Source organism: Cardiobacterium hominis, assembly GCF_900637305.1.
Classification (GTDB): domain Bacteria; phylum Pseudomonadota; class Gammaproteobacteria; order Cardiobacteriales; family Cardiobacteriaceae; genus Cardiobacterium; species Cardiobacterium hominis.
Genome location: NZ_LR134365.1, coordinates 1,118,483 through 1,141,149, shown reverse-complemented (window position 1 = coordinate 1,141,149; position 22,667 = coordinate 1,118,483). Strand labels below are relative to the sequence as shown.

General features: G+C 60.3%; 22 protein-coding genes, 4 tRNA genes and 1 pseudogene. 14 read left to right on the top strand and 13 right to left on the bottom strand.

Going from position 1 to position 22,667, the window contains the following annotated elements:
• The first annotated feature begins 5 nt into the window (after positions 1 to 5).
• The gene (locus EL199_RS05585; RefSeq protein WP_004139561.1) at positions 6 to 908 is read left to right on the top strand and encodes a L,D-transpeptidase family protein; all 903 of its coding nucleotides are present in this window, start codon (positions 6 to 8) and stop codon (positions 906 to 908) included.
• Between the two features lie 101 nt (positions 909 to 1,009).
• Here the strand turns inward: EL199_RS05585 and EL199_RS05580 are convergent, their stop codons facing one another.
• Complete coding sequence (locus EL199_RS05580) at positions 1,010 to 1,867, bottom strand: hypothetical protein (RefSeq protein ID WP_004139560.1); 858 nt, start codon at positions 1,865 to 1,867, stop codon at positions 1,010 to 1,012.
• 446 nt (positions 1,868 to 2,313) lie between these two features.
• On the opposite strand from EL199_RS05580, the gene agp reads away from it, so the two are divergent.
• Positions 2,314 to 3,606, top strand: a complete 1,293-nt coding sequence (agp, locus tag EL199_RS05575) for a bifunctional glucose-1-phosphatase/inositol phosphatase (protein ID WP_004139556.1) — start codon at positions 2,314 to 2,316, stop codon at positions 3,604 to 3,606.
• A gap of 109 nt (positions 3,607 to 3,715) precedes the next feature.
• On the opposite strand, the gene EL199_RS05570 is transcribed toward agp, so the two are convergent.
• Both EL199_RS05570 and EL199_RS05565 read right to left on the bottom strand, forming a co-directional pair.
• Positions 3,716 to 3,802, bottom strand: a tRNA-Leu gene (locus tag EL199_RS05570).
• 21 nt (positions 3,803 to 3,823) lie between these two features.
• Positions 3,824 to 3,899, bottom strand: a tRNA-Thr gene (locus EL199_RS05565).
• 112 nt (positions 3,900 to 4,011) lie between these two features.
• Between EL199_RS05565 and ttcA the strand changes: the two genes are divergently transcribed.
• From ttcA to EL199_RS05510, 11 genes and pseudogenes are all read left to right on the top strand, one after another.
• The gene (ttcA, locus tag EL199_RS05560; RefSeq protein ID WP_126316022.1) at positions 4,012 to 4,908 is read left to right on the top strand and encodes a tRNA 2-thiocytidine(32) synthetase TtcA; all 897 of its coding nucleotides are present in this window, start codon (positions 4,012 to 4,014) and stop codon (positions 4,906 to 4,908) included.
• Between the two features lie 43 nt (positions 4,909 to 4,951).
• A tRNA-Arg gene (locus tag EL199_RS05555) sits at positions 4,952 to 5,028 on the top strand.
• A 28-nt stretch (positions 5,029 to 5,056) separates the two neighbouring features.
• Positions 5,057 to 5,133 (top strand) — tRNA-Arg (locus EL199_RS05550).
• A gap of 44 nt (positions 5,134 to 5,177) precedes the next feature.
• Entirely contained in the window at positions 5,178 to 5,996 is an 819-nt protein-coding gene (locus EL199_RS05545; RefSeq protein WP_004139548.1) for an ATP-grasp domain-containing protein, read from the top strand.
• Between the two features lie 114 nt (positions 5,997 to 6,110).
• Positions 6,111 to 7,643 carry a Re/Si-specific NAD(P)(+) transhydrogenase subunit alpha gene (locus tag EL199_RS05540; protein ID WP_004139546.1) on the top strand — a complete coding sequence of 511 codons (1,533 nt, stop codon included), beginning with the start codon at positions 6,111 to 6,113 and terminating at the stop codon, positions 7,641 to 7,643.
• 291 nt (positions 7,644 to 7,934) lie between these two features.
• Positions 7,935 to 8,687, top strand: coding sequence for a toxin-antitoxin system YwqK family antitoxin (locus tag EL199_RS05535; protein WP_004139544.1), 753 nt, complete (start codon positions 7,935 to 7,937; stop codon positions 8,685 to 8,687).
• A gap of 60 nt (positions 8,688 to 8,747) precedes the next feature.
• The gene (locus EL199_RS05530) at positions 8,748 to 9,431 is read left to right on the top strand and encodes a toxin-antitoxin system YwqK family antitoxin (RefSeq protein ID WP_004139542.1); all 684 of its coding nucleotides are present in this window, start codon (positions 8,748 to 8,750) and stop codon (positions 9,429 to 9,431) included.
• Positions 9,432 to 9,496: 65 nt separating this feature from the next.
• The gene (locus tag EL199_RS05525; RefSeq protein WP_004139541.1) at positions 9,497 to 10,174 is read left to right on the top strand and encodes a toxin-antitoxin system YwqK family antitoxin; all 678 of its coding nucleotides are present in this window, start codon (positions 9,497 to 9,499) and stop codon (positions 10,172 to 10,174) included.
• Positions 10,175 to 10,280: 106 nt separating this feature from the next.
• Positions 10,281 to 10,942, top strand: a pseudogene (locus EL199_RS13650) (SDR family oxidoreductase).
• A 6-nt stretch (positions 10,943 to 10,948) separates the two neighbouring features.
• Positions 10,949 to 11,476, top strand: a complete 528-nt coding sequence (locus EL199_RS05515; RefSeq protein ID WP_004139538.1) for a DUF1697 domain-containing protein — start codon at positions 10,949 to 10,951, stop codon at positions 11,474 to 11,476.
• Positions 11,477 to 11,867: 391 nt separating this feature from the next.
• A complete protein-coding gene (locus tag EL199_RS05510; RefSeq protein WP_004139537.1) occupies positions 11,868 to 13,337 on the top strand; it encodes an NAD(P)(+) transhydrogenase (Re/Si-specific) subunit beta in 1,470 nt (489 codons plus the stop codon).
• Positions 13,338 to 13,426: 89 nt separating this feature from the next.
• Here EL199_RS05510 and EL199_RS05505 read toward each other — a convergent pair whose 3' ends face one another.
• The 5 genes from EL199_RS05505 to EL199_RS05485 all read right to left on the bottom strand — a co-directional run bounded on the left by EL199_RS05505 (position 13,427) and on the right by EL199_RS05485 (position 17,556).
• On the bottom strand, positions 13,427 to 14,512 hold the full coding sequence (locus EL199_RS05505; protein WP_004139536.1) for an SH3 domain-containing protein: 1,086 nt from the start codon (positions 14,510 to 14,512) through the stop codon (positions 13,427 to 13,429).
• A 46-nt stretch (positions 14,513 to 14,558) separates the two neighbouring features.
• Positions 14,559 to 14,687, bottom strand: a complete 129-nt coding sequence (locus tag EL199_RS13510; RefSeq protein ID WP_004139535.1) for a hypothetical protein — start codon at positions 14,685 to 14,687, stop codon at positions 14,559 to 14,561.
• 97 nt (positions 14,688 to 14,784) lie between these two features.
• Complete coding sequence (gene hslU / locus EL199_RS05495) at positions 14,785 to 16,155, bottom strand: ATP-dependent protease ATPase subunit HslU (RefSeq protein ID WP_004139533.1); 1,371 nt, start codon at positions 16,153 to 16,155, stop codon at positions 14,785 to 14,787.
• Between the two features lie 159 nt (positions 16,156 to 16,314).
• Positions 16,315 to 16,854, bottom strand: coding sequence for an ATP-dependent protease subunit HslV (gene hslV / locus EL199_RS05490; RefSeq protein ID WP_004139531.1), 540 nt, complete (start codon positions 16,852 to 16,854; stop codon positions 16,315 to 16,317).
• Between the two features lie 54 nt (positions 16,855 to 16,908).
• Entirely contained in the window at positions 16,909 to 17,556 is a 648-nt protein-coding gene (locus tag EL199_RS05485) for a SanA/YdcF family protein (RefSeq protein ID WP_040354496.1), read from the bottom strand.
• A gap of 101 nt (positions 17,557 to 17,657) precedes the next feature.
• Between EL199_RS05485 and EL199_RS05480 the strand changes: the two genes are divergently transcribed.
• Positions 17,658 to 18,767, top strand: coding sequence for a glycosyltransferase family 2 protein (locus tag EL199_RS05480; RefSeq protein WP_004139527.1), 1,110 nt, complete (start codon positions 17,658 to 17,660; stop codon positions 18,765 to 18,767).
• Between the two features lie 211 nt (positions 18,768 to 18,978).
• Here EL199_RS05480 and EL199_RS05475 read toward each other — a convergent pair whose 3' ends face one another.
• The 5 genes from EL199_RS05475 to EL199_RS05455 are packed head-to-tail and all read right to left on the bottom strand — an operon-like array spanning position 18,979 to position 22,648.
• Complete coding sequence (locus EL199_RS05475; protein WP_004139524.1) at positions 18,979 to 20,115, bottom strand: NnrS family protein; 1,137 nt, start codon at positions 20,113 to 20,115, stop codon at positions 18,979 to 18,981.
• Positions 20,116 to 20,146: 31 nt separating this feature from the next.
• The gene (locus EL199_RS05470) at positions 20,147 to 20,908 is read right to left on the bottom strand and encodes a DpnI domain-containing protein (protein WP_004139523.1); all 762 of its coding nucleotides are present in this window, start codon (positions 20,906 to 20,908) and stop codon (positions 20,147 to 20,149) included.
• Positions 20,908 to 21,609, bottom strand: coding sequence for an ABC transporter ATP-binding protein (locus tag EL199_RS05465; protein WP_004139520.1), 702 nt, complete (start codon positions 21,607 to 21,609; stop codon positions 20,908 to 20,910). Before EL199_RS05465 ends, EL199_RS05470 begins: the two co-directional genes overlap by 1 nt.
• 8 nt (positions 21,610 to 21,617) lie before the next feature.
• Positions 21,618 to 22,421, bottom strand: coding sequence for an ABC transporter permease (locus EL199_RS05460; protein WP_004139518.1), 804 nt, complete (start codon positions 22,419 to 22,421; stop codon positions 21,618 to 21,620).
• Positions 22,418 to 22,648: an exodeoxyribonuclease VII small subunit gene (locus EL199_RS05455; RefSeq protein ID WP_004139515.1), complete on the bottom strand. Its 231-nt coding sequence runs from the start codon at positions 22,646 to 22,648 to the stop codon at positions 22,418 to 22,420. The genes EL199_RS05460 and EL199_RS05455 overlap by 4 nt, the downstream gene beginning before the upstream one ends.
• Between the last annotated feature and the right edge of the window lie 19 nt (positions 22,649 to 22,667).

The window sequence follows — 22,667 nt, the reverse complement described above, 5'->3', positions numbered from 1 at the left end:
CGACCATGAAACTGCACAAAATCGCCGCCCTCGCCGCCGCCCTCATCGCCGCGACCGCACAAGCCGAAAAATACGAACTGCCGCCGCCGGATGTGACCGTCATCGGCCAAATCCAGCAAATCAGCGCGCGCAAAGGCGAAACCTTCGCCGAAATCGGCCGCGAATACGGCATCGGCTACGACGCGATGGAACACGCCAACCAGGGTCTTGACGGCCTCTACCTGCAAGACGGCGACCAAATCCTCTTGCCGACGCGCTTCATCCTGCCGGACGCGCCACGCGAAGGCATCGTCATCAACCTGCCGGAAATGCGCCTCTACTACTACCCGCCGGGGCAGAACGTCGTCCACGTCTTCGCCATCGGCATCGGCCGCGAAGGCTGGGCGACACCGAAAGGCATCCTCAGCATCGCCGACAAACGCGCCAACCCGACCTGGACACCGCCCGCCTCCATCCGCGCCGAACACGCGGCAAACGGCGACCCGCTGCCGCCCGTCGTCCCCGCCGGACCGGACAACCCGCTGGGACTCTTCGCCATGCGCCTGTCGAACCCGTCCTACCTGCTGCACGGCACCAACAAACCCGAAGGCGTGGGCATGCGCGTCTCGCACGGCTGCATCCGCCTCTACCCCGAAGGCATCGAAGAACTCTTCGGCATGGTCGCCCCCGGCACCAAAGTGAACATCATCAACCAACCGATGAAAGTCGGCTGGTTCGGCGACAGCATGTACCTCGAATTCCATGCGCCGCTCGGCGAAGACGCGCGCACCCTTGAGCAGAACATCGCCGAAGCACGCGAAACCGTGCATAAAAGCATCGCCAGCCGCGGCCTGCAAGTCTCGAACGACCTCATCGACGCGGTGGTGCGCGAAGAAACCGGCCTGCCGGTGGAAGTCGCCTACCGCTGACCTTTCCCTCACCTCCTACGAAAAAACCCCGCGCAAGCGGGGGTTTTTGGTGGGCGATGCGTTGTGGATTGCTATAAACGGGATGGCTCCGAGGTAGCGCATTATGGTGCGTAGTTTTTTTTCAGTTGTTGTAGCAGTTCTTCTATGCCGCTCATGAGCGGCGCCAGGCTTTTGACTTCCCGTGCGGCCTGGTTATAGGCCGGGGTGGTTTTTATCAGGGAGCCGCCGTTTGCACTCCAGAAGGTCGTCTGTTTGTGCGTGCCGTTTTTTTCCAGGGTCATCAGCAGGGTTCCATCGGCGCGGTAGATGGCGGTGAGGCCTTCGCCGCTCGCGCTTCGCGGTGTGATGCTCAGCATCCTGCCGTTCGGGTAGTACATGCGGCCATGGGTTTGCTCCAGCGCGCGCAGTTCCGGGTAGGGGTCATCTGCTTCGCTCGCGCCTTCCGGCAGGGCGCTTTGTATGACGAGGCGGCCTGCATCGTAGTAGTGGTTGCGCCCCGGTTTGCCGGCGTGTATGGGGGTGATGATCAGCACGACGCCTTCGCGCGTGTAGGTAATCAGGGTGCTGTCTGCGTTGGCGTTGCGGAAATCGTCTTCTGCTGCGTCTTGGCGCAGGATGAACGGCGCCATTTGCGCCTGACCGTTGTCTTGGTAGTAGTCCTGCACGACGGTGCGTCCGTCGGCGGTTTTGCCCAGTATTTTGCGGTAGTAGCCGCCGCTGACCGGCTCGGCGCTCTGATTGCCTTTGGCGTCGTAGTAGTAGGTTTTTTCGTCGCCGGGGGTGTAGTCGATGTGGGCGCGGGCGACGGCTTTGTCGGCGAAAAAGATGTCGTCCGGCAGGGCAGCAAGGCGCTGCGGCAGGGTGATGTCACCAACGGTGACGCTGGCGGACGCGGCGGTTTCGCTTTGCGCGCTGAGGCTACCCAGGGCGAACGCCAGGGCGATGAGGATTTTTTTCATGGTAACTCCGTGGGCTCCTTTGCTTCTTTACAGGTGGTGAGCGGGATTATACATACACCTGAGCGCTTTCGTGGTCGTTGCATTTGGCTTGTAGATTCGCGGTATAACCATCCGGGGTCTTCCAGCATACTGGCCCTGTTTTACCGCAGAAGAAAGAGGCCGCTTTTGCGGGTTGCCTGGAATACCCGAATAGATACAAACTACAAAACCACACAAAACCCCGTTTTTAAGCGGGGTTTTGTGCCTGGAGCAACAAAAAATCACGAAACTCCACAGCGGGGCGTACAATGACGCGCGTTGCCGCCACGGCAATACCTATAGCGATACTCATAAAGTCTCATACAAGGCGCGCCGCCGAAGGCAGTACGCGGTTGTACGGCGAGGCGACGCAACACCGTATGAGGCTTTAGGAGGATTGCTATACCTGCAACACACCCGGAGTCATCATGAAAAAGACCCTCCTCCTCACCGCCCTTGCCGCTGCCACCTGCGCTGCCGCCCAAGCCGAAAGCCCCGCACTCGCGCCAGAAGGCTACACCCTGGAAAAAGTCACCATCCTGAGCCGCCACGGCATCCGCGCGCCGCTCGTCGGTTACGGCAGCGCGCTCGCTGAAGCCACCCCGCACACCTGGACGCCGTGGAAAACCGAAGGCGGCCACCTCACCCCGCGCGGCGGCGAACTCGAAACCCGCCTGGCGCACTACATGGACGAATGGTTTGACGCCGTCGGCCTCATCAAAAAAGACAGCTGCCCGACCACAGACCAACTGCTCGTCTATGCCAACAGCCTGCCGCGCACCATCGACACCGGCAAAAACTTCGTCAAAGGCGCGTTCCCCGACTGCGACATTACCGTCCACAACCTCGAAGAAGTGGGCAAAATGGACAACACCTTCAACCCCATCGTGCGCAGCCCGGTGGATGACACCTTTGTCGCCAAAGCCGAAAAATCCATTGACGACATGCTCGGCGAAGGCGGCTTTGCCAAACTGAACGAACGCCTCGCCAAAAACTACCAAATCCTCGAAACCGTGCTGGATTACGACCACTCCGCCACCTGCGAAAAAGAAAAACAGTGCGACCTCGAAAAAATGCCGAACAGCCTCACCTTCGCGCAAAACAAAGAACCCGGTACCAAAGGCCCGCTGCGTAACGGCACCGGCGCGGCCGACAGCTTCATCCTGCAATACTATGAAGGCTACCCGGCAAACGAAGTCGCCTGGGGCAAAATTGAGACGCCGGAACAATGGCAGGCCATCGTGGATCTGAAAAACATCTACACCGACGTCCTCTTCACCGCGCCGGTGCTGGCCAAAGAAGCCGCCTCACCGCTGCTCGCCTTCATCCAGAACAGCTTTGCCGACCACGGCTACCAGCACCCGCTAATCAAAGACGCGCAAAAAGCCAAAGTCACCCTGCTCGTCGGCCACGACTCCAACGTCGCCTCGCTCTTGGCACTGCTGCAAACCGCGCCGTACCAACTGCCCGAGCAGTACGAAAAAACGCCGATCAGCGGCAAGGTGCTGTTTGAACAATGGCGCGACAAAGACGGCAAGGCACTCTTGAAAATCGAGTACATCTACCAGACCACGCCACAACTGCGGGAAGACAGCGAACTCAGCCTGAAAAACCCGCCGCAACACGTAACGCTCAAGCTGGAAGGCTGCCCGACCGACGCCAACGGCTTCTGCCCGATGGACGACTTCAACCGCGTTGCTGATGCCGCACTCAAACCCTAAGCGGACACACGCGCGCATAAAAAAATCGCTCCCTGACGGGGAGCGATTGCATTTGAAAAGCAGCGCCGCATAAAACAAAACCCCTTCTTGCGAAGGGGGTTTCTAAATCTGGTGCCCAGAAGAGGACTCGAACCTCCAAGGGATTGCTCCCACTAGGACCTGAACCTAGCGCGTCTACCAGTTCCGCCATCTGGGCATGGGTTGACCATCTTTAAGATGGAGCCGGAGACAGGAGTTGAACCCGCGACATCCTCATTACAAGTGAGGCGCTCTACCAACTGAGCTACTCCGGCGTGGCGAGGTGCGCATTGTAGCGATTTTTTGCAGACGGTCAAGCGCGAATTCGATTTTGTTGCCTGCCGCCGTTATCATGTGCGCCTTTTTCAAAAATATAAGGATGAGGCAATGAGCGTAACCCTGCGCAAACTCCAGAAACGGCTGCGAAAAAACGTCGGCAAGGCGATTGAAGACTACCAGATGATAGAAGCGGGCGACCACGTCATGGTCTGCCTTTCCGGCGGCAAAGATTCTTACGCGATGCTGGATTTGCTTCTCTCGTTGCAACGTAGCGCCCCCGTGGAATTCAAGCTGACCGCTGTCAATCTCGACCAAAAGCAGCCCGGCTTTCCCGAACACGTCCTGCCGGAATACCTCGCCTCCATTGGCGTGGATTACCACATTATCGAAAGCGACACCTACAGCATCGTCACCGACAAAATCGCGCCGGGCAACACCATGTGTTCACTCTGTTCGCGCCTGCGCCGTGGCCATCTCTACACCTATGCCAAGCAGTTCGGCATGACGAAAATCGCCCTCGGCCACCACAAATTCGACATCATGGAAACCTTCTTCCTCAACCTCTTTCATGGCGGCCAACTGAAAGCGATGCCGCCGAAGCTGCAAAGCGACGACGGCGCACATATCGTCATCCGCCCGCTGGCTTACTGCGACGAACGCGATATCGCCAAATACGCAGAATGGCGGCAATTCCCCATCATCCCCTGCAACCTCTGCGGTTCGCAGGAAAACCTGCAACGCAAAGCCATCAAAGAAATGCTGTTGCAATGGGACAAACTTGCGCCGAAACGGCTGGACAGCATCTTCGCCGCGCTGACGCGGGTCCGCCCCTCGCATCTGCTGGACCGCGAACTGTTCGACTTCGCCGCGCTTGGCGCCAGCGGCGCGCCGCTACAATGGCTGATGCCGGAAAAAGAGGACGACGAAGACGCGCCGAAAAGCGCCAAACCGCGGCTGTTTCGCCCGCTGCCAACGCGTCCGGCAGAAAGCGAAAATATCGCTTGACGCTCCAGGGGGCGGTGTGGATAATGCGCGCCTTCAAAACGACGCGCCCGTAGCTCAGTTGGATAGAGTACCTGGCTACGAACCAGGCGGTCGGAGGTTCGAATCCTTCCGGGCGCGCCACATTTCATTTGTTTTCCTTTTGTTTAGAGCGCCCGTAGCTCAGTTGGATAGAGTACCTGGCTACGAACCAGGCGGTCGGAGGTTCGAATCCTTCCGGGCGCGCCATCATTTATAGCGGCTTCAAGCCGCTTTTTTCTTGCCCGAAAACCATGAAAACCACCTACATCGCCACCTGCCGCGACTGGCCGCAGGGCAATGCCGACCTGCAAGCGCTCGCCGCTGCGCTGGATGCCACGCTCGCCCCTTGGCAGGACATTAACCCCGCCAAGGCGCGCGCCGTCATCCCGCTTGCCGCCTGGGATTACAGCACACAACCCGACGACTACCTTGCCTGGCTCGCCGCGCTGGAAGCGGCGCAAGTGCGCGTCATCAATCCGCCCGCGTTGCAACGCTGGAATATCGACAAACGCTACCTGTGCGAATTGGCAGCGCAAGGCCTTGCCGTGACGCCAAGCATCGCGCTCCTTCCCGGCGACGACTGGACAGCGCAAATCGCGGCGAGCGGCTGGGACAATCCCGTCATCAAACCTCTCATCGGCCAAAGCGGGCGCGGCGTGCGCCGTTTGCATGGTGAACCGCCGACGCTTGCCGATTACCCGCAGGGTGTGCTGCTACAACCCTTCATTGCGAGCGAGATTGGCGAAGTTTGCCTCATCTACCTCAACGGCACGTTCTCGCACGCCGCGCACCGCCGCCCCGCGCCGCAGGAATGGCGCGCCAATTCCGCCTACGGCGTGCAGATTTTGCCGATTAAGCCCGAAGCCGCGTGGCTAAAGCGCGCCGAAGCGGTGTTGCCGCGACTGCCTGTCGCGCCGCTTTATGCCCGCATTGATGGTCTGATTGACGCGCGCGGCGCGTTTCTGATTAACGAAGTCGAGCTGATTGAACCGGCGCTGTATCTCTCCCTGCACCCGCCCGCGCAGGAGCGCTTGCGTGCGCTGATTGCCGCCGTATCGTCGCTTGACTAGCGCGCCCGCCATCCGCGTCGTCACCGCCCGCCGCCAGCGCCTTTCCTGTATCATAACTGCCTTCCCGCCCCGCCCGCCGGGGCTTCCCCGTTACCCATACAGAAGGACAAGACGATGAACATAGGCATCCCCAAAGAATCCCTCGCTGGCGAAACCCGCGTTGCCTGCACCCCCACCACCGTTGCCCAACTGCAAAAACTCGGCTTTGCCGTGGTGGTTGAGCGCGGCGCCGGGCAGGGCGCGAGCCTTGCCGATGCGGCTTATGAGGCCGCAGGCGCAACACTCGCCGACAGCGCCACCGTCTGGCAATGCCCGCTGATTTACAAGGTAAACGCGCCGAACGCTGCCGAAATCGCCCGCCTCACCGCCGGACAAACCTTGGTCAGCTTCCTCTGGCCAGCGCAAAATCCGGAGCTGGTCAAAGAACTTGCCGCGAAAAAAGTAAACGTGCTGGCGATGGACATGGTGCCGCGTATCTCGCGCGCGCAGGCGCTGGACGCCTTGTCTTCGATGGCGAACATCAGCGGCTACCGCGCCGTCATTGAAGCGGCGAACGCCTTTGGCCGCTTCTTCACCGGGCAAATTACCGCCGCTGGCAAAGTCCCGCCGGCGCAAGTCCTCATCATTGGCGCCGGTGTCGCCGGACTGGCCGCAATTGGCACCGCCAACGCGCTCGGTGCCGTCGTCAAGGCGTTTGACACCCGCCTCGAAGTCGCCGAACAAATCGAATCGATGGGCGGCAAATTCCTCAAACTCGATTTCCCGCAGGAAGCGGGCGGCAGCGGCGACGGCTACGCCAAAGTGATGAGCGAAGAATTCATCGCCGCCGAGATGAAACTCTTTGCCGAGCAGGCGCGTGAAGTGGACATCATCATCACCACTGCCGCCATTCCGGGCAAACCGGCGCCGAAGCTGATTACCGCCGAAATGGTCGCCAGCATGAAGCCGGGTTCGGTCATCGTCGATTTGGCGGCGGCAACCGGCGGCAACTGCGAAGTTACCAAGCCGGGCGAGCTGTTTGTCACTGACAACGGCGTCAAAGTCATCGGCTACACCGACATGGCCAACCGCCTCGCCGGGCAGTCCTCGCAGCTTTACGCGACCAACCTCGTCAACCTTGCCAAACTGCTTTCACCGAACAAGGACGGCGAAATCACGCTGGACTTCGACGACGTCATCATCCGCAACATGACCGTCACCCGCGACGGCGACATCACCTTCCCGCCGCCGCCGATACAGGTTTCCGCCGCGCCGCAGCAGGCAAAACCCGCCGAAGTGGTCAAAGAAGAAGCCAAACCCGCGCCGCTGTGGAAACGCCTCGCGCCTGCCGTCATCGGCGCGGTGCTCATCCTCTGGGTTGGCGCGGTTGCCCCTGCCGCCTTCCTCAACCACTTCATCGTCTTCGTGCTGGCGTGCGTGATTGGCTACTACGTCGTCTGGAACGTCAGCCACTCGCTGCACACCCCGCTGATGTCAGTCACCAACGCCATCTCCGGCATCATCGTCGTCGGCGCGCTGCTGCAAATCGGCCACGGCAACGGCTTCGTCTCCGCGCTTGCCTTCGTCGCCGTGCTGATTGCCAGCATCAACATCTTTGGCGGCTTCTACGTCACGCGGCGGATGCTCAATATGTTCAGAAAAGGCTAAAACAGCCATTCACCAGGCGGGGCTTGCCCCGCCTTTTCCATTTACATACACATGGAGCGCTCAGGTGTATGTAAATCCACCCCAACACAAGGAAACCCCATGACCAAACAAACCACAATCCTGACACTCCTGCTTTCGTAGGGTGGGTCTTGACCCACCACCACAAAACGGTTTGGTTCTCAACGGTGGGGCAAGCCCCACCCTACAACACGGGCTGCGCCCCGGCGCACCATCCTGTTTTATGGCTATCCCGTAAACCAATCCCTAACCTCAAAAACACAAGGAAACCCCATGACCAAACAAACCACAATCCTGACACTCGTGCTTGCCCTCGCCAGCCCCGTCGCCATTGCCTGCAATCCCGCAGAAGGGTCGGGACAATGCGGCTATCTCGGCGCAGACGGCATCTATAACTCGCGCATAGATGCAGACGAGTCATACCAGCGGCTTTACTACAACAACACCTACATTGAGCCCGCGCCGGTGTACAGGCCGCCACCGCCACCGCCGACCCACTTCTGCACCGCCCGCGAGGAAGGCGGCAAACTCTGCGCCGACACCCGCCCCGGACACATCGGCAGTTCATTCAGCACCAACGCCGCCGGAGACTTTGACGGTCCCATGGCTGAAACCTATCCCGACGGCACCCTCAAAAGCATTACCAACTACCACAACGGCGAGATGGGGGAAAGCACCGACTACTACCCGAACGGCACCATCAAAAGCGTCATGCCCCACCAAAACGGCGAAATACACGGTACCGTCAAGCACTACCGCGAGAACGGCACACTGGAATACGACATCACCTGGTGCAACGGCGAAACCTGCGGCGAACAGCACAACTACGACGAACAGGGGAACATCGTCAAAATTATCCGCTGGGGCGCCAACGGCGACGCCGAGGAGCAGCGTGATTACGACAAACAGGGGAACATCGTCAAAATCACCCGCTTTGATGCCAACGGCGATGTCGAGAGCGTGCAAGAAATTACCCCCGGCAGCCAAGCGCACGGCACGGCAAAAAAGTCCCGGCGCAAATCCTGAGTAGCGTAGGTCGGGCATAAATGCCCGACAATCACCGACAATTTTGAAAAAGGAAACCCCATGACCAAACAAACCACAATCCTGACACTGCTACTCATCCTGTCCACCACATCCAGCGCACAAGTCTGCGACCCCGCACAAGGAACGGGGCAATGTGGCTTTTTGGGTGCGGGCGGCGTCATCTATAACTCGACAGCAGAAGCCTATGCTTCGTACCAACAGCCCTACAACACTTACGTTGAACCCGAACCAATGTACATCCCGCCACCGCCACCGCCGACCCACCATTGCACCGCCCGCGAGGAAGGCGGCGAACTCTGCGCCGACACCCGCCCCGGGCTCGCAGGCAATTCATACAGCACCAACGCCGCCGGAGACTTTGACGGTCCCATGGTCAGCAGCTACCCCGACGGCACCCCCAAAACTATCGCCACCTACCGCGACGGCAAAAAGGAAGGCAAAAGCAGCTTTTTCTACCCGGACGGCACCATCGAAACCGTCATGTATTACCAAAACGACGAACTGAACGGCGCCGTTCAGGACTACCACCCAAACGGCAAGCTGAGAAGAGACATGACCTACTGCAACGGCGAAGCCTGCGGCGAAGAGCGTGATTACGACGAACAGGGCAACCTCGTGAGAATTATCCGCTTTGACGCCAACGGCGACGCCGAGAGCGTGCAAGAAATTACCCCCGGCAGCCAAGCGCACGGCACGGCAAAAAAGTCCCGCAAAAAATCCTGAAAATAGTGACGTAGGTCGGGCATAAATGCCCGACAATCACCGACAATTTTGAAAAAGGAAACCCCATGACCAAACAAACCACAATCCTGACACTGCTGCTTGCCCTTGCCAGCCCCGTCGCCATTGCCTGCAATCCCGCAGAAGGGTCGGGACAATGCGGCTTTTTGGGCGCAGGCGGCGTCATTTATAGCTCGCCAGCAGAAGCCTATGCTTCGTACCAGCAACCATCGCCACAGGTCTATTACGAATCGGGCAGCGAATACCTCTGTCCTGATTTCCGCTGTACACCGCCACCGCCGACCCACCACTGTACCCCGCGCGCGGAAGGCGGCGAAATCTGCGCCGACACCCGCCCCGGGAGCATCGGCAGCTCATACAGCACCAACGCCGCCGGAGACTTTGACGGTCCCATGGTCACAAGCCACCCCGATGGCACCCCCCGCATAATCACCAATTTCCACAACGGCGAGGTGGTGGGAGAAAGCACCCAATACTACCCGGACGGCACCATCGAAAGCGTCATGCACCACCAAAACGGCGAGATACACGGCTCCGTCAGGCATTACCACCCAAACGGCACGCTGAAACACGACATGACTTACTGCAACGGCGAAGCCTGCGGCGAGGAGCGTGATTACGACGAACAGGGCAACCTCGTGAGAATCATCCGGTTTGACGCCAACGGCGACGCCGAGAGCGTGCAGGAAATCACCCCCGGCCGCAAACCCCGCAAAAAGTCCTGAAGACCGCAGGGAATAAAGCGGCTGCACCGCAGGCATTGACATACACCTGAGCGCTCGATGTATATGTAAATCTGCCCTCTGAATCCAAAACCCACAGGAGATAACCATGCAAAACATCGCCAACAAAGTCGTCATCATCACCGGCGCTTCCTCCAGCATCGGCGAGGCGACCGCCCTCAAACTCGCCGCTGAAGGCGCAAAACTCGTCCTCGGCGCACGCCGTGAAGACAAACTCAAAGCCATCGCCGCGCACATCAAAGCAGGCGGCGGCGAAGCCGTGTACCGCGTGACCGACGTCACCCGCCCCGAAGACAGCGCCGCGCTGGAGACCGCCAACTGGAACGCGATGATAGACGTGAACATCAAAGGCGTCTTGCACGGCGTCGCCGCCGTCCTGCCCGATTTCACCGCGCAAAAATCCGGCCACATCATCACCACCTCGTCCGTCGCCGACTGAAAGCCTACCCCGGTGCGGCGGTGTACTGCGGCACCAAATGGGCGGTCAAAGCCATCATGGAAGCGCTGCGCATGGAATCGGCACAAGCGGGCAGCAACATCCGCACCGCCACCATCTACCCGGCTGCCGTGCAGTCCGAGCTGGTCAATCACATCACCGACGAAAACGCCTCGGCAGGCTACCGCCAGCTTTACGACGCCTACGAAATCCCCGCCGCGCGCGTCGCCGAAGTCGTCGCCTTCGCCCTCGCCCAACCGGACGACACCAACATCAGCGAATTCACTATCGGCCCGACTACACAACCCTGGTAAAAGCGCATGAATACACAAACCTTCATCGCCTTCCTGCGCGGCGTCATGCCGAGCGGCAAGAACGCCGTCAAAATGGCGGACATCCGCCGCGTCCTGAGCGACAGCGGCCTGCAAAACGTGCGGACGTGGATACAAAGCGGCAACATCGCCTTTGAAACCGCATCCAGCGCTGCCGATAGCGCCGCACACATCCACGAGCGGCTGCAAACGCAGCTCAACGTGGATCTGGCGGTCATCGTCAAAACGCCCGCAGAATTGCAGCAAATCCTCGCGGAAAACCCGTTTACCGGCGAGGCTTACGACGGCAAGCGCGTGTTCTTCGCGCTCGCCAACCAGCCGCTTGCGGACACCGCCGGACTGGCCGCGCAGGACTTTGGCGACGAAAAACTGCGCATCTGCCCGCAGGCGGCGTACATGTACATCCCGCAGGACGCCTCACGCAGCAAACTGGGCAACGCCTTTCTGGAAAAACAGCTCGGCATCCGCCTGACCACGCGCAACGAAAACACCTTGCGGAAAATGATTACCTTCTGATGCGGGGCTGCTAGGGCGTGTTGACAATTGAGATATCCCCCTCCCCCGCAGGGCGAAGCCCGCAACGGGGGAGGGATGGGGAGGGGGTGGACAATGCCGCTTACGAGATGAAATTTCGATTTTTCAATCGTTTGCTGCCCTCACCCCACCCCCTCTCTCGTCCTACGGACGAGCAATGCTTGTCCCACAGGGAGAGGGGCTAGTTCGCTGAATTGTCAACACGCCCTCGCCCGACACATCCGCCACGGCCATCCCGGCCCCGATGAAACCGGACAACAAGCACATCCTTACTGGATTGACCCCGCACTCCGGTACAATGTGCAACCACAGCGCACATGCCCCGGCATCACGCAAACCCGTTTCCCTTTGTAATTCAATTGAGAGCACCCCCATGAACCACGGAATCGTCACAGCGGCCTACATCGTCGCCGCCATCTTCTTCATCTTCTCGCTCGCCGGCCTCTCGCGACAGGAAAGCGCGAAAAACGGCAACCTATACGGCATCATCGGCATGGCAATCGCACTCGTCGCCACCCTCTACGGCGACAGCGCAGGACTCGGTTACATCCTGCTGGCGATGGTGATTGGTGCCGCCATCGGCGTCCACAAAGCGCGCAAAGTCGAAATGACACAAATGCCGGAGCTGATCGCGCTCCTGCACAGCTTCGTCGGCCTCGCCGCCGTCCTGGTCGGTATCAGCAGCTACGCCGCCCCCGGCGACGTCGCCCCCGAAATGCACACCATCCACCTCGTTGAAGTCTTCATCGGCATCTTCATCGGCGCCGTGACCTTCACCGGCTCGCTCGTCGCCTTCGGCAAGTTGAACGGCAAAATCAGCAGTAAACCGCTGCAACTGCCGCACAAACACACGCTGAACCTCGCCGCGCTCGCCGCCTCGCTCGTCCTGCTCATCGTCTTCCTGCAAAACAGCCACGCGCAAGAAGTCACCGAAACCCTCTACCGCATGGTAAACGGCAAACCCGAAGCCGCCGCCGTCATCAGCCACGGCGCAAACAGCGGCATAGCCATCACCGCGCTCACCATCATGACGCTGATTGCGCTCGCCTTCGGCTGGCACCTCGTCGCCTCCATCGGCGGCGCGGACATGCCGGTAGTCGTCTCCATGCTCAACTCCTACTCCGGCTGGGCAGCCGCAGCGGCGGGCTTCATGCTCTCCAACGACCTGCTCATCGTCACCGGCGCACTGGTCGGCTCCAGCGGTGCCATCCTCTCCTACATCATGTGCAAGGCGATGAACCGCTCCTTCATCTCCGTCATCGCCGGCGGCTTCGGCACCGACGGCAGCGCGGCATCCGGCAGCGAAGAAGTGGGCGAATACCGCGAAGTACAGCCCGCCGACGTCGCCGACATGCTGAAAAACGCGCACAGCGTCATCATCACCCCCGGCTACGGCATGGCCGTCGCGCAAGCCCAATACCCGGTGGCAGAAATCACCGAACTCCTGCGCAAACAGGGCGTGAACGTGCGCTTTGGCATCCACCCCGTCGCCGGTCGCCTGCCCGGCCACATGAACGTCCTGCTCGCCGAGGCGAAAGTGCCCTACGACATCGTGCTGGAAATGGACGAAATCAACGAAGACTTCCCGGACACCGACGTCGTGCTGGTCATCGGCGCGAACGACACCGTAAACCCCGCCGCACAAACCGACCCGAACTCGCCGATTGCGGGCATGCCGGTACTGGAAGTGTGGAAAGCGGCGAACGTCGTCGTCTTCAAACGCTCAATGAACACCGGCTACGCGGGCGTACAAAACCCGCTGTTCTTCAACGAAAACAGCGTGATGTGCTTCGGCGACGCCAAAGCAACTGTCGATGCCATCCTCGCCGCGCTGCGCGGATAAATCTGCATCTTGCGCATAAAAAAGCCGGGCATTGCCCGGCTTTTTTTGTGGGTCTCACTCGCTTCAGCAGAACCGCTCCTGTTGAAGAATCAGCCCGCGAAGCCGTGGATCTTATCAAGGTTCGGGACGTCATTCTGGCGGTAATCCACCTTAAGCCAGCCAGTTTTGCCATCGGCAGTTTGGATGAGCAGCCAGGCGGCATCGTTGCAGTCGGCAGGGGCATTGTCGTAGCCGCAGAGGTCTTGTTTGGCGAGCAGCAAGGTGATTTTGCTCCCCGGCGCGATTTCTGCCACGACTTTGCTGTCCCCCATGCGGTCCAGCAGTTGCGCGGGAACAGCCCGGTTTTCGGCGGGCTTGTCGTCCTCTTCATGCCACTGACCGTGGTAAGTGCTGGCAAGCCCCAGGTAGTAGAAAGGCTGGGCGGCGGCCTGCATCTCTTTGCCCTTGATAATCCATTTCTCGCGCACCGGGAAGTAGTAGGCGCTGGCATTGCCGCTTTCGCTGTAGATGTAGCCGTTGCCGGGAATGGTGATGTCGGCGGGCAGGGCTTGCTCGTCCTCATAGGCCGGCAGGCCGTCGCCTTTCGCGCTGAGGGCGATGTAACTGAGATCGTTCACGGCGACGTCAACATAGGCAAGGTTGTAGGGTGCGCCGCCCGGCTTGAGCGCGGTTTCCAGCAGCAGGTGGCGGTCGAAAACGTCGTCGCCCGCATCCGCCGGGGCTTTGCCCGCGACGGGTTTGTTGTTCTCGTCGAAATAGTAGTTGCTGTCCTGCTTCTTGCCGAGCTGCGGGTTGTAGTGAATGGTGGCGAGGTCGAAGTCGTTAAAGCGCTCTTTGACGGTTTCCAGCGGCGGGAAGACTTCGTTGCCCGCCTCAAGATTCTCGCCTTTTTGCGCCCAGCCGGTGATGCCGTAGTCGGTGCGCACGAGGTGGTTGCCGTGGTCGTCGGCCAGGAGAACATGAACGCGGCTGTCTTTGGGGAGATAGCCGATGGCGTCGCCGCCGTCGGGCTTGGCGGTAAGCGTCAAGGCGGTCGCGGCGGTAGAGTCCTTGCCGACATAAGCCAGCGGTACGCCATCTGCCTTGGCAGGGACGCTGTCGGTGAAATAGTCGGCTGCGGCATAAGCGCTGCCCATAGCGAGCGCGAGGAGCAGGGCGAGGGAGTTACGGGTCATGATTTTTCCTGATGTGGATAAGAAGGGGCGGGTATTTTAATGGGGGTCAAGCCAACAGCAAACGCTGCAAGGCGGCGACGTCTTCCACGACAAAATCCGGCGCTGCAAGGGTGAGCCGGATACCTTCGGAATGCGGTTTGTAGTGCTGCACCGTGTCCGAGCCGATACAGATCATAGTTGGGTGAGTGCGAAGCGTGTAACCCAATTATCGGAGGCTTTCGGTGTATCGCTATAAAAATCCCGCCGTGTGGCGGGATTTTTGTGGGTGAATGTCAAAGCACGAAGCGGCTCAAGTCTTCGTTTTGCGACAGTTCGCCGAGGGCGTTTTCTACGTAGGCGGCGTCAATGCGGATGTGGTCGCCATCCGGGCGGTCAGCCGCTTCAAACGACAGGCTTTCGGTGAGGCGCTCCATCAGGGTGTGCAGGCGGCGCGCGCCGATGTTTTCTGTAGTTTTGTTGACGTGGTAGGCGATTTCCGCGATTTTTTCGATGCCGTCGTCGGTGAATTCGAGGTGCAGCGATTCGGTGGCGAGCAGCGCGGTGTATTGTTTGATCAGGCTGTGGTCGGGCTCGGTGAGGATGCGGCGGAAGTCGTCCACGTTGAGCGCGTCCAGCTCAACGCGCACCGGCATCCGCCCTTGCAGCTCGGGGATGAGGTCGGACGGTTTGGCGAGATGAAACGCGCCGGAGGCAATGAACAGAATGTGGTCGGTTTTGATCATGCCGTATTTGGTGGAGACGGTGGAGCCTTCTACCAGCGGCAAGAGGTCGCGCTGCACGCCTTCGCGCGAGACGTCCGCGCCGCCGACGTCGCTGCGTTTCGCCACTTTGTCGATTTCGTCAATGAAGACGATGCCGTTCTGTTCGGCATTCGCTATCGCCTGCTGTTTGATGTCGGCTTCGGAGACGAGTTTGTCCGCTTCTTCTTCGGCAAGCTGCACCAGCGCGTCGGCGATTTTGATTTTCTGCTTGCTGGTGCGCTGTTTGCCGAGGTTCTGGAAGAGTTCGGAGAGCTGGCTGCTCATGTCTTCCATGCCCGGCGGCGCCATGATTTCCACGTGTGCCGAGGTCGGGGTGTCGCGCACTTCGATTTCGATGATTTTGTCGTTCAGTTCTTCGCGCAGGATGCGTTCGCGGTAGGTTTTGCGCGCTGGGTTGTCTTCCGGAACGTTCGCTCCGTCATGCCAGCTTGTTGCACCTTTGGCGAGTGGCACGAGGGCGTCCAATACGCGCTCCAGCGCCGCTTCGCGCGCTTTGGTTTGTACTTGTTTGCGCGCGCGTTCGCGTTCGAGTTTGAGGCTGGTTTCGACCAGGTCGCGGATGATGCTGTCCACGTCGCGGCCAACGTAGCCGACTTCGGTGAATTTGGTCGCCTCGACTTTGACGAATGGCGCTTCGGCGAGTTTTGCCAGGCGGCGGGCGATTTCGGTTTTGCCGACGCCGGTCGGGCCAATCATCAGGATGTTTTTCGGCGTGATTTCGCTGCGCATCGGCTCAGCGATTTGCCGACGACGCCAGCGGCTGCGCAGGGCGTTGGCAACGGCACGTTTCGCCGCTTTCTGGCCGATGATGTGACGGTCGAGTTCTTCCACGATTTCGCGTGGGGTCATGTTGAGGTCGCGGTATTCGGTTTTGTTTTCCATGTGAGTGTCCTTTTGTAGTGGGTAGCGAGGGAAGTGTTGGGAAGAAGGAGGGCAATATGGTTTACGAATTTTTGATTTTCACGTTTGCTGCCCTCACCCCAACCCCTCTCCCACAGAGAGAGGGGCTGCCGCCGGTCTCGCCAGATTTGGGCGGGGGATTTAGCCCTTCAGTTCGTCGGTAATGATGTTGTGGTTGGTATAGACGCAGATGTCGCTGGCGATTTCCAGGCTTTTGCGGGCGATGGTAAGCGCGTCCATTTCGGTGTTGTGATAGAGGGCGCGCGCAGCAGATAGTGCATACATGCCGCCGGAGCCGATGGCGGCGATGCTGTCTTCCGGCTCGACGACGTCGCCGTTGCCGGAGAGTATCAGCGTACTGGTCTCGTCGGCGACAATCAGCATCGCTTCCAGGCGGCGCAGCATGCGGTCGGTGCGCCAGTCTTTGGCGAGTTCGACGGCCGCGCGCAGCAGTTGTCCGTCCTGCTCTTCCAGCTTGCCTTCGAAGCGCTCGAACAGGGTGAAGGCGTCAGCGGTGCCGCCGGCAAAGCCGGCGAGGATGCGGTTCTTGTACAAGCGGCGGATTTTGCGCGCGTTGCCTTTCATGATGGTGTTGCCGAGCGAGACTTGGCCGTCACCGGCGATGGCGACGTGCCGCCCGCGGCGCACGGAGAGGATGGTGGTAGAGTGAGCGTCAAACATGATGGTTCCTGTAGTGTGGAGATGTTTGACGAATTGGGGGCGCAGCGGGGGGATTCAAGATTCCGGCGGAAACGGTATCGGCTCACCGTAATGCCGCGCTTCTTTGCCCGACAACACGTCCCACACCGCGCGCAGCCGTGCGCCAACCTCGCGCACCTGCGTTTTCAGGCGGTATTTGAACAACATGGGATCAGCGGCATTGAGCGCCACCACCGCCTGCCCGTGGTGGCGGGCGAGGAATACCGCGCGCGCATTATGAAAAGCCTGGCTGACAATGATGTAATCCTGCAAACGGAATACTTTGTCGGCGCGCAGGACGCTATCCAGCGTGCGCAGTCCGGCGTAGTCCGGCTGAATGTGGTCGGCGGGAATCCCGGCGGCAATCAAATCGGCGCGCATTTGCGCCGGTTCGTTATAGGAAAGGCTGCGGTTGTCGCCGCTGACGATGAAAAACTGCGCCTTGCCGCCGCGATAGAGTGCCGCAGCCGCGTCAATGCGGGCGCGATAGTAGAGATTGACGCGGCCGTCGGTGGTGTATTTCGCCGTGCCAAGTACCAGCGCGACCTGCCGCGCCGGAATCTCTTGCACGCTGTCATACAAATACGCGCGGCTGCTCCAGGAAATCCAGAAATAGCAACCCGCCGGCACAAGCAGCGCCAGCGACAACAGCAACAATCCCCAGTAAAACAATCGACGTAACACAGGCTCCTCCAGACAGGGCGGCTATGGTAGCAAAGAAGCGCCGCGTTTCCGCCGCAAATTCCGCTATGATGGCGTTTTTCAACGACCAATAAAGAAGTTACATGGCAAAAGTCGCCATCATCATCCGCAGTAAAGACCGTCTGCCGTTTCTCGCCCGCGCGCTCGCCGACATTGCCGCGCAAACCTTCACCGACTGGCAGGCGCTCGTGATCAACGATGGCGGCGACGCCGCCGGAGTGGACGCCCTCCTTGCCGCTCAACCACCCGCCTTGCAAGAGAAAATCGCCGTACTGCACCTGTCGCAAAACCTCGGCCGTAGCGGCAGCGCGCAAAAAGGTCTGGACGCGAGCGATGGCGAATACTTCGCCCTGCACGACGACGATGACACCTGGCATCCCGCCTTCCTCGCACGCACCACCGCCTGGCTGGAGGCGCATCCCGAAGCGGCTGCCGTCGCGGTGCGCACCGAAATCTTGCATGAAGAAGCCGACGGACACGGCGGCTGGCGCGAATGCGGTCGTGAGCCCATCTCGCCGGAAATCCACGACCTGTCGCTGCTTGAATTGCTGGTCGTCAACAAAGCCGTACCCATCGGCTGCCTTTACCGCCGCGCGGACATCCGTGCCGTCGGCGGGTACAACGCCCAACTGCCCGTCGTTGAAGACTGGGACTTGCACCTGCGCCTGACCCTGCAAAAACCCTTCGGCCTCATCGAAGGTGAGGCCCTCGCCTACTGGCACCACCGCCGCGGCGTCGGCGGAGACTGGGGCAACTCCATGCACGATCTGGCCAACGACCACTGGCTCTACGACCGCCGCCTGCGCGATACCGCCATGCGCGAGAGCCTGCAACAGGCGCCGCAGCTGTTGGGATTGGCGTTACAGAGCGGGCTGCACATGCGCAACATCCACGAACACGTCGCCAGACTGCACACCCATCTTGAAGACACGCGGGGCGAAATGCGCCATCTGCTACACGAAAACCTGCGCAAACAAGACGCCCTGCAAGAACAACTGCGTCACCTCACCCACGAACTCAGCCAGGAACGCGAAGCCACAGCCCAGGCGCGCGCAGCGGCCAGAGACGCGCAAGAACGGTTACTCGCATGGACCGCGCAGATGGAACAGGCAAACCATCAGGCACAACAAGAGCGCGCCGAACTGCTTTCCTTCATCCGCCGCATCAAGCGCCTGCGCTTCTGGAAACGCTAGGGGCTGTTGACAATCGAGACATCCCCCTCCCCCGCAGGGCGAAGCCCGCAGCGGGGGAGGGTCGGGGAGGGGGTGGGCGATGTTGTTGATGAATCAAAATCCCGGTTTTTCAATCTATTGCTGCCCTCCCCCCCTCTCCCAGAGGGACAAGCATTGCTCGCGTAGCGAGAGAGGGGCCGTTCTTCTAATTGTCAACAGCCCCTAACACCGCTCAATGCGGCTCGGTGCGGCGGAAAATGCCGATATAACGCAGGGCGTAGAGGGTGAAAGCGCCCGCAATGCAGGCAGCAGGGATGGCATAAATAGTGGTGAGGCTGGGCGCATACAGCGCGCCGAGGCTGCGCGAAAGACCAGCGCAGAGCAGGAGCGCGAGCGCCAGGCGGGTATCGCGGTAAAAATGCAGTTTCAGGCCGCTGTGGCGGATACCGGCGATACTCATGATGGTCAGCACCATCGCCAGCATCGCCGCAATGGCGAGCAAATGCCGCGCCGGACTGTAGAGCGCCGGAGCAAAGAGCTGGCCGATGCCGGTCGCGGCGTAGCCCAGCGCCAGCACTAGGCTGACGCTGTAGTTGGCGCGCACATAATGCGCACGCAGGAGCAGCAGGCTGTGCCAGTCTTGCAGGCGGGCGGCGAAAGCGGCGGCGACCGCGAGCGCCAGCCAGCCCTGAATATTGTCCGCAGCCCCCAGCGCGCCGACCGCGATATACAGGCCGAGAATGAGCGCGCTGATATTTTTCGCGTAGGGGTTGGGGATGAAGCGCAGCGCATCATGGCCGCCGTCTTTCAGCGCTTCGTTGCCCAGCACGCGGCCGACGCGGAAATTCACCAGCGCGACGGCAATCAGCATGGTATCGACCATCTGGTGCAGCGTCGCGCCGCTGGCGTTCTGGCTGTAGCACAGGCTGAGCGCGCTCAGGATACTCATGGTGATGACGAAGCTCACCAGATTGCGGCGGCGGTTGTGGATGACGCGCCAGGCGGTGTAGGCGCTGAGGTAGAGCCAGAAGGCGTCACAGGCAAAGAGCGCCAGACGCGGCCAGGGCATGGCAAAGAGCATCGTCGCCCACAGCGCAAGCAGCAGATAACTGTGGATGCTGCGCGGCGCGGGATCATCCGTCCACGCGGGCAGCGCGGTCATGAGAAAGCCGACAAAACCCGCGCCTGCACAGAGGTTGAGAAAGGCAAAGGCGTGCCAGTGCAGCGGGAAATGCCCGGCGTACTGCGGCGCGAGCAGAAGCGCCAGCCACGGCAGGAGCGCCACCCACGCACCGAGACAGGCGAGCGGGAAAAAGAGGCGGAAGGGATGTTCGGTGTTACGGGGGGTGAGGATGTCGGCGGGGGTCATGGTTGTGTTTCAGTTTTTAGCGAATGGGTATTCAGGCCATTTTTCGGTATTGCCCGCGCGCGCTAAATTCGATGAGGTTTTGGTCGCGCAGGATTTGTAATTGCTGGCGGATTTTCGCCTGAATATGGTGATTGTCGGGGAATTGTTTTTGCAGTTTGTCGCTAAAGGCATAGAGCTGCGCCAAGGTAAATTGCGCAGGCAATTGATCCAGGCAATGCAGGATTGCGAGCAGCCAGCCTTTCTTTTCCGCTTTTTGTTGCCGCAGAAAGAGATGCGTCTGCCATTGTTTTTGTATGTGGGCGGGATCAATCGCTTTGCCCGCGGTGACGAGGGGAATTTTGCCGCTTTCTGGCAACTCGCGGATATCCAGATCGCACATTAAGTAATTATCTCGTCCTTTCAGTGCATTGCGACGCGGAGCAATCATGCTCACGGTAACGAAATGCTTGGGGACGAGGACCAGTTGTTGCACGCGGTAATCGCTGCGCTGATAGGCGAGTAAGAAGAAATTGGGGTTATCTTCTGCCTGAACGCGCGCCAGCATGGTGTTATAGGCACCATCGGGCATTCCTTTGCCAATGGACAAGCTTTCTTTACTTTTTAATTCGTAGTTTTCCTGGCAATCCGGGCAGATAAAGTCTTTGACGCGGCTGTTATTTTCCGTTTTTTGTAACGTACTGCCGCAATTGATGCAGGGGACGTTCGCTTTCAGCCAGTGCTCGGAGAGAACACGCACGATTTGCGCGCGGCTTTTGTAACCGGCAGCCTGGGCGGGGTCGAAATACAGGTTCATCAGTCCGAAAGCGCCGCTTCTTCGATGCCGCGCAGCGCGGGATGCGCGCTTTTTGCCGCACACCAGGCGTGGTCACGGGCGCTGAAGGCTTCCGGCAGGGGGATTTCGGCGAAGATGCCTGCCGGTTTGCCGCCGAGGCAGTAGATGTGTTGCGCGAGGCGTACCGCTTCTTGCGCGTCGTGGGTGACGAGGACGACGCTGGTGCCGCTTTCAATGGTGCGGATGATGCGCTGTTGCAGTTCGTCGCGCAGGCGGGCGTCCAGCGCGGAGAAGGGTTCGTCCATCAGGAGCAGGTCGGGTTCGGTGATGAGCGCGCGGGCGAGGGCGATGCGTTGTTGCATGCCGCCGGAGAGTTCGTGCGGGTATTTGCGCGCGTCTTTGCTGTCCAGCCAGAGGTCGGCGAGCAGTTGGCGGATGCGTTCGTCGCTGGCATCGGGCGCGACCAGGCGGATGTTTTCGTCGGCGCGCAGCCACGGCAGGAGGCGCGGTTCTTGGTAGAGGTAGGCGAGGCGTTTGGCCTGGCAGACGATGCGCCCTTCCTGCGGTTCGGCGAGTCCGGCGATGGCGCGCAGGAGCGTGGTTTTGCCGCTGCCGGAGGCACCGGAGAGGGCGAGGCTGTGTCCGGCGGCGAGGTCGAGGTTGATGTTTTCGAGGATGGTTTGGCCGCCGAGGTCGATGCGCAGGTTTTCGATATGGAGCATGGGTCGTGTCATTGTCTGCGGGTGACGTCAAACAGGCGGCGCAGCGGTTCGAGCAGGCCGTATTCGATGCTCATGATGATGGTGACGATGAGGACGACGTAGGCCATCACGTCCACGGTGTCGAGCATGGCGCGCGCGCTGCCGATGGCGCTGCCGATGCCGTCGTTGCTACCGAGCAGTTCGGCCATGACGGTGATTTTCAACCCCGTGCCGACGGCAACGATGAGCGCGGGCAGGAGTTGGCGCAGGATGTGCGGCAGGTAGAAGGCTTTGAGGCGGCGGGCGAGCGGTACACGGTAGCTGGAGAGCATTTCGGAAAGTGGCGTCGGCAGGGTCATGACGCTCATTTGTGCGGCGGCAAAGACCAGCGGCAGGGTGGTGATGGTGACGGTGAAGATGACGCTGGTGCTGCCCATGTTGTACCAGAAGATGGCGAGTACCACCCAGATGATCGGCGGCGTGCCGAGGAGGACGGTAATGATGGGGCGGGTAAGTAGCGAGAGGGTGCGACTGCTGCCGGCGATGAGTCCGGCGCTAATGCCTATCGTCAGCGCGAGGCTGATGCCGATGCTGGCGCGGTACAAGGTGAGGATTACGTTTTGTCGCTCGCTGGCATTAGCCAGGATATTCACAGCACGGGCAAAGACCACGTCGGGGGCGGGGATGAGCATCGCGCCGAGGTGCGCGTGGCCGTACTGCCACAAGGCAACGGCGGCAAAGAGCGAGGCGAGCGCAGGGAAGATGCCCCAGAGGTAGTCGCTGATGCGCCACGGCAGCGGACGGCGCAGCGGTTTGCCGTCTTCGAGAATCATGGCTGGCCGTCGCCTGGGTCGGCAAAGGGCACGAGGGTTTCTTCGCCGTTGGCGTCGTGGGCGAGGAGCTGGATGCGCTGTTCGGCCTGCTCTAGCTGTTGCTGGCAGGCGCGGATGAGGGCAACGCCCTGTTCGTAGGCGGCAAGTGTCTGGTCGAGGCTGAGGTCGCCGTTTTCCAGTTGTTTGATAAGGGTTTCGAGTTGTTGCAGTTGTTGTTCGTAGGTCATGGCTGAATTTATTGGGTTG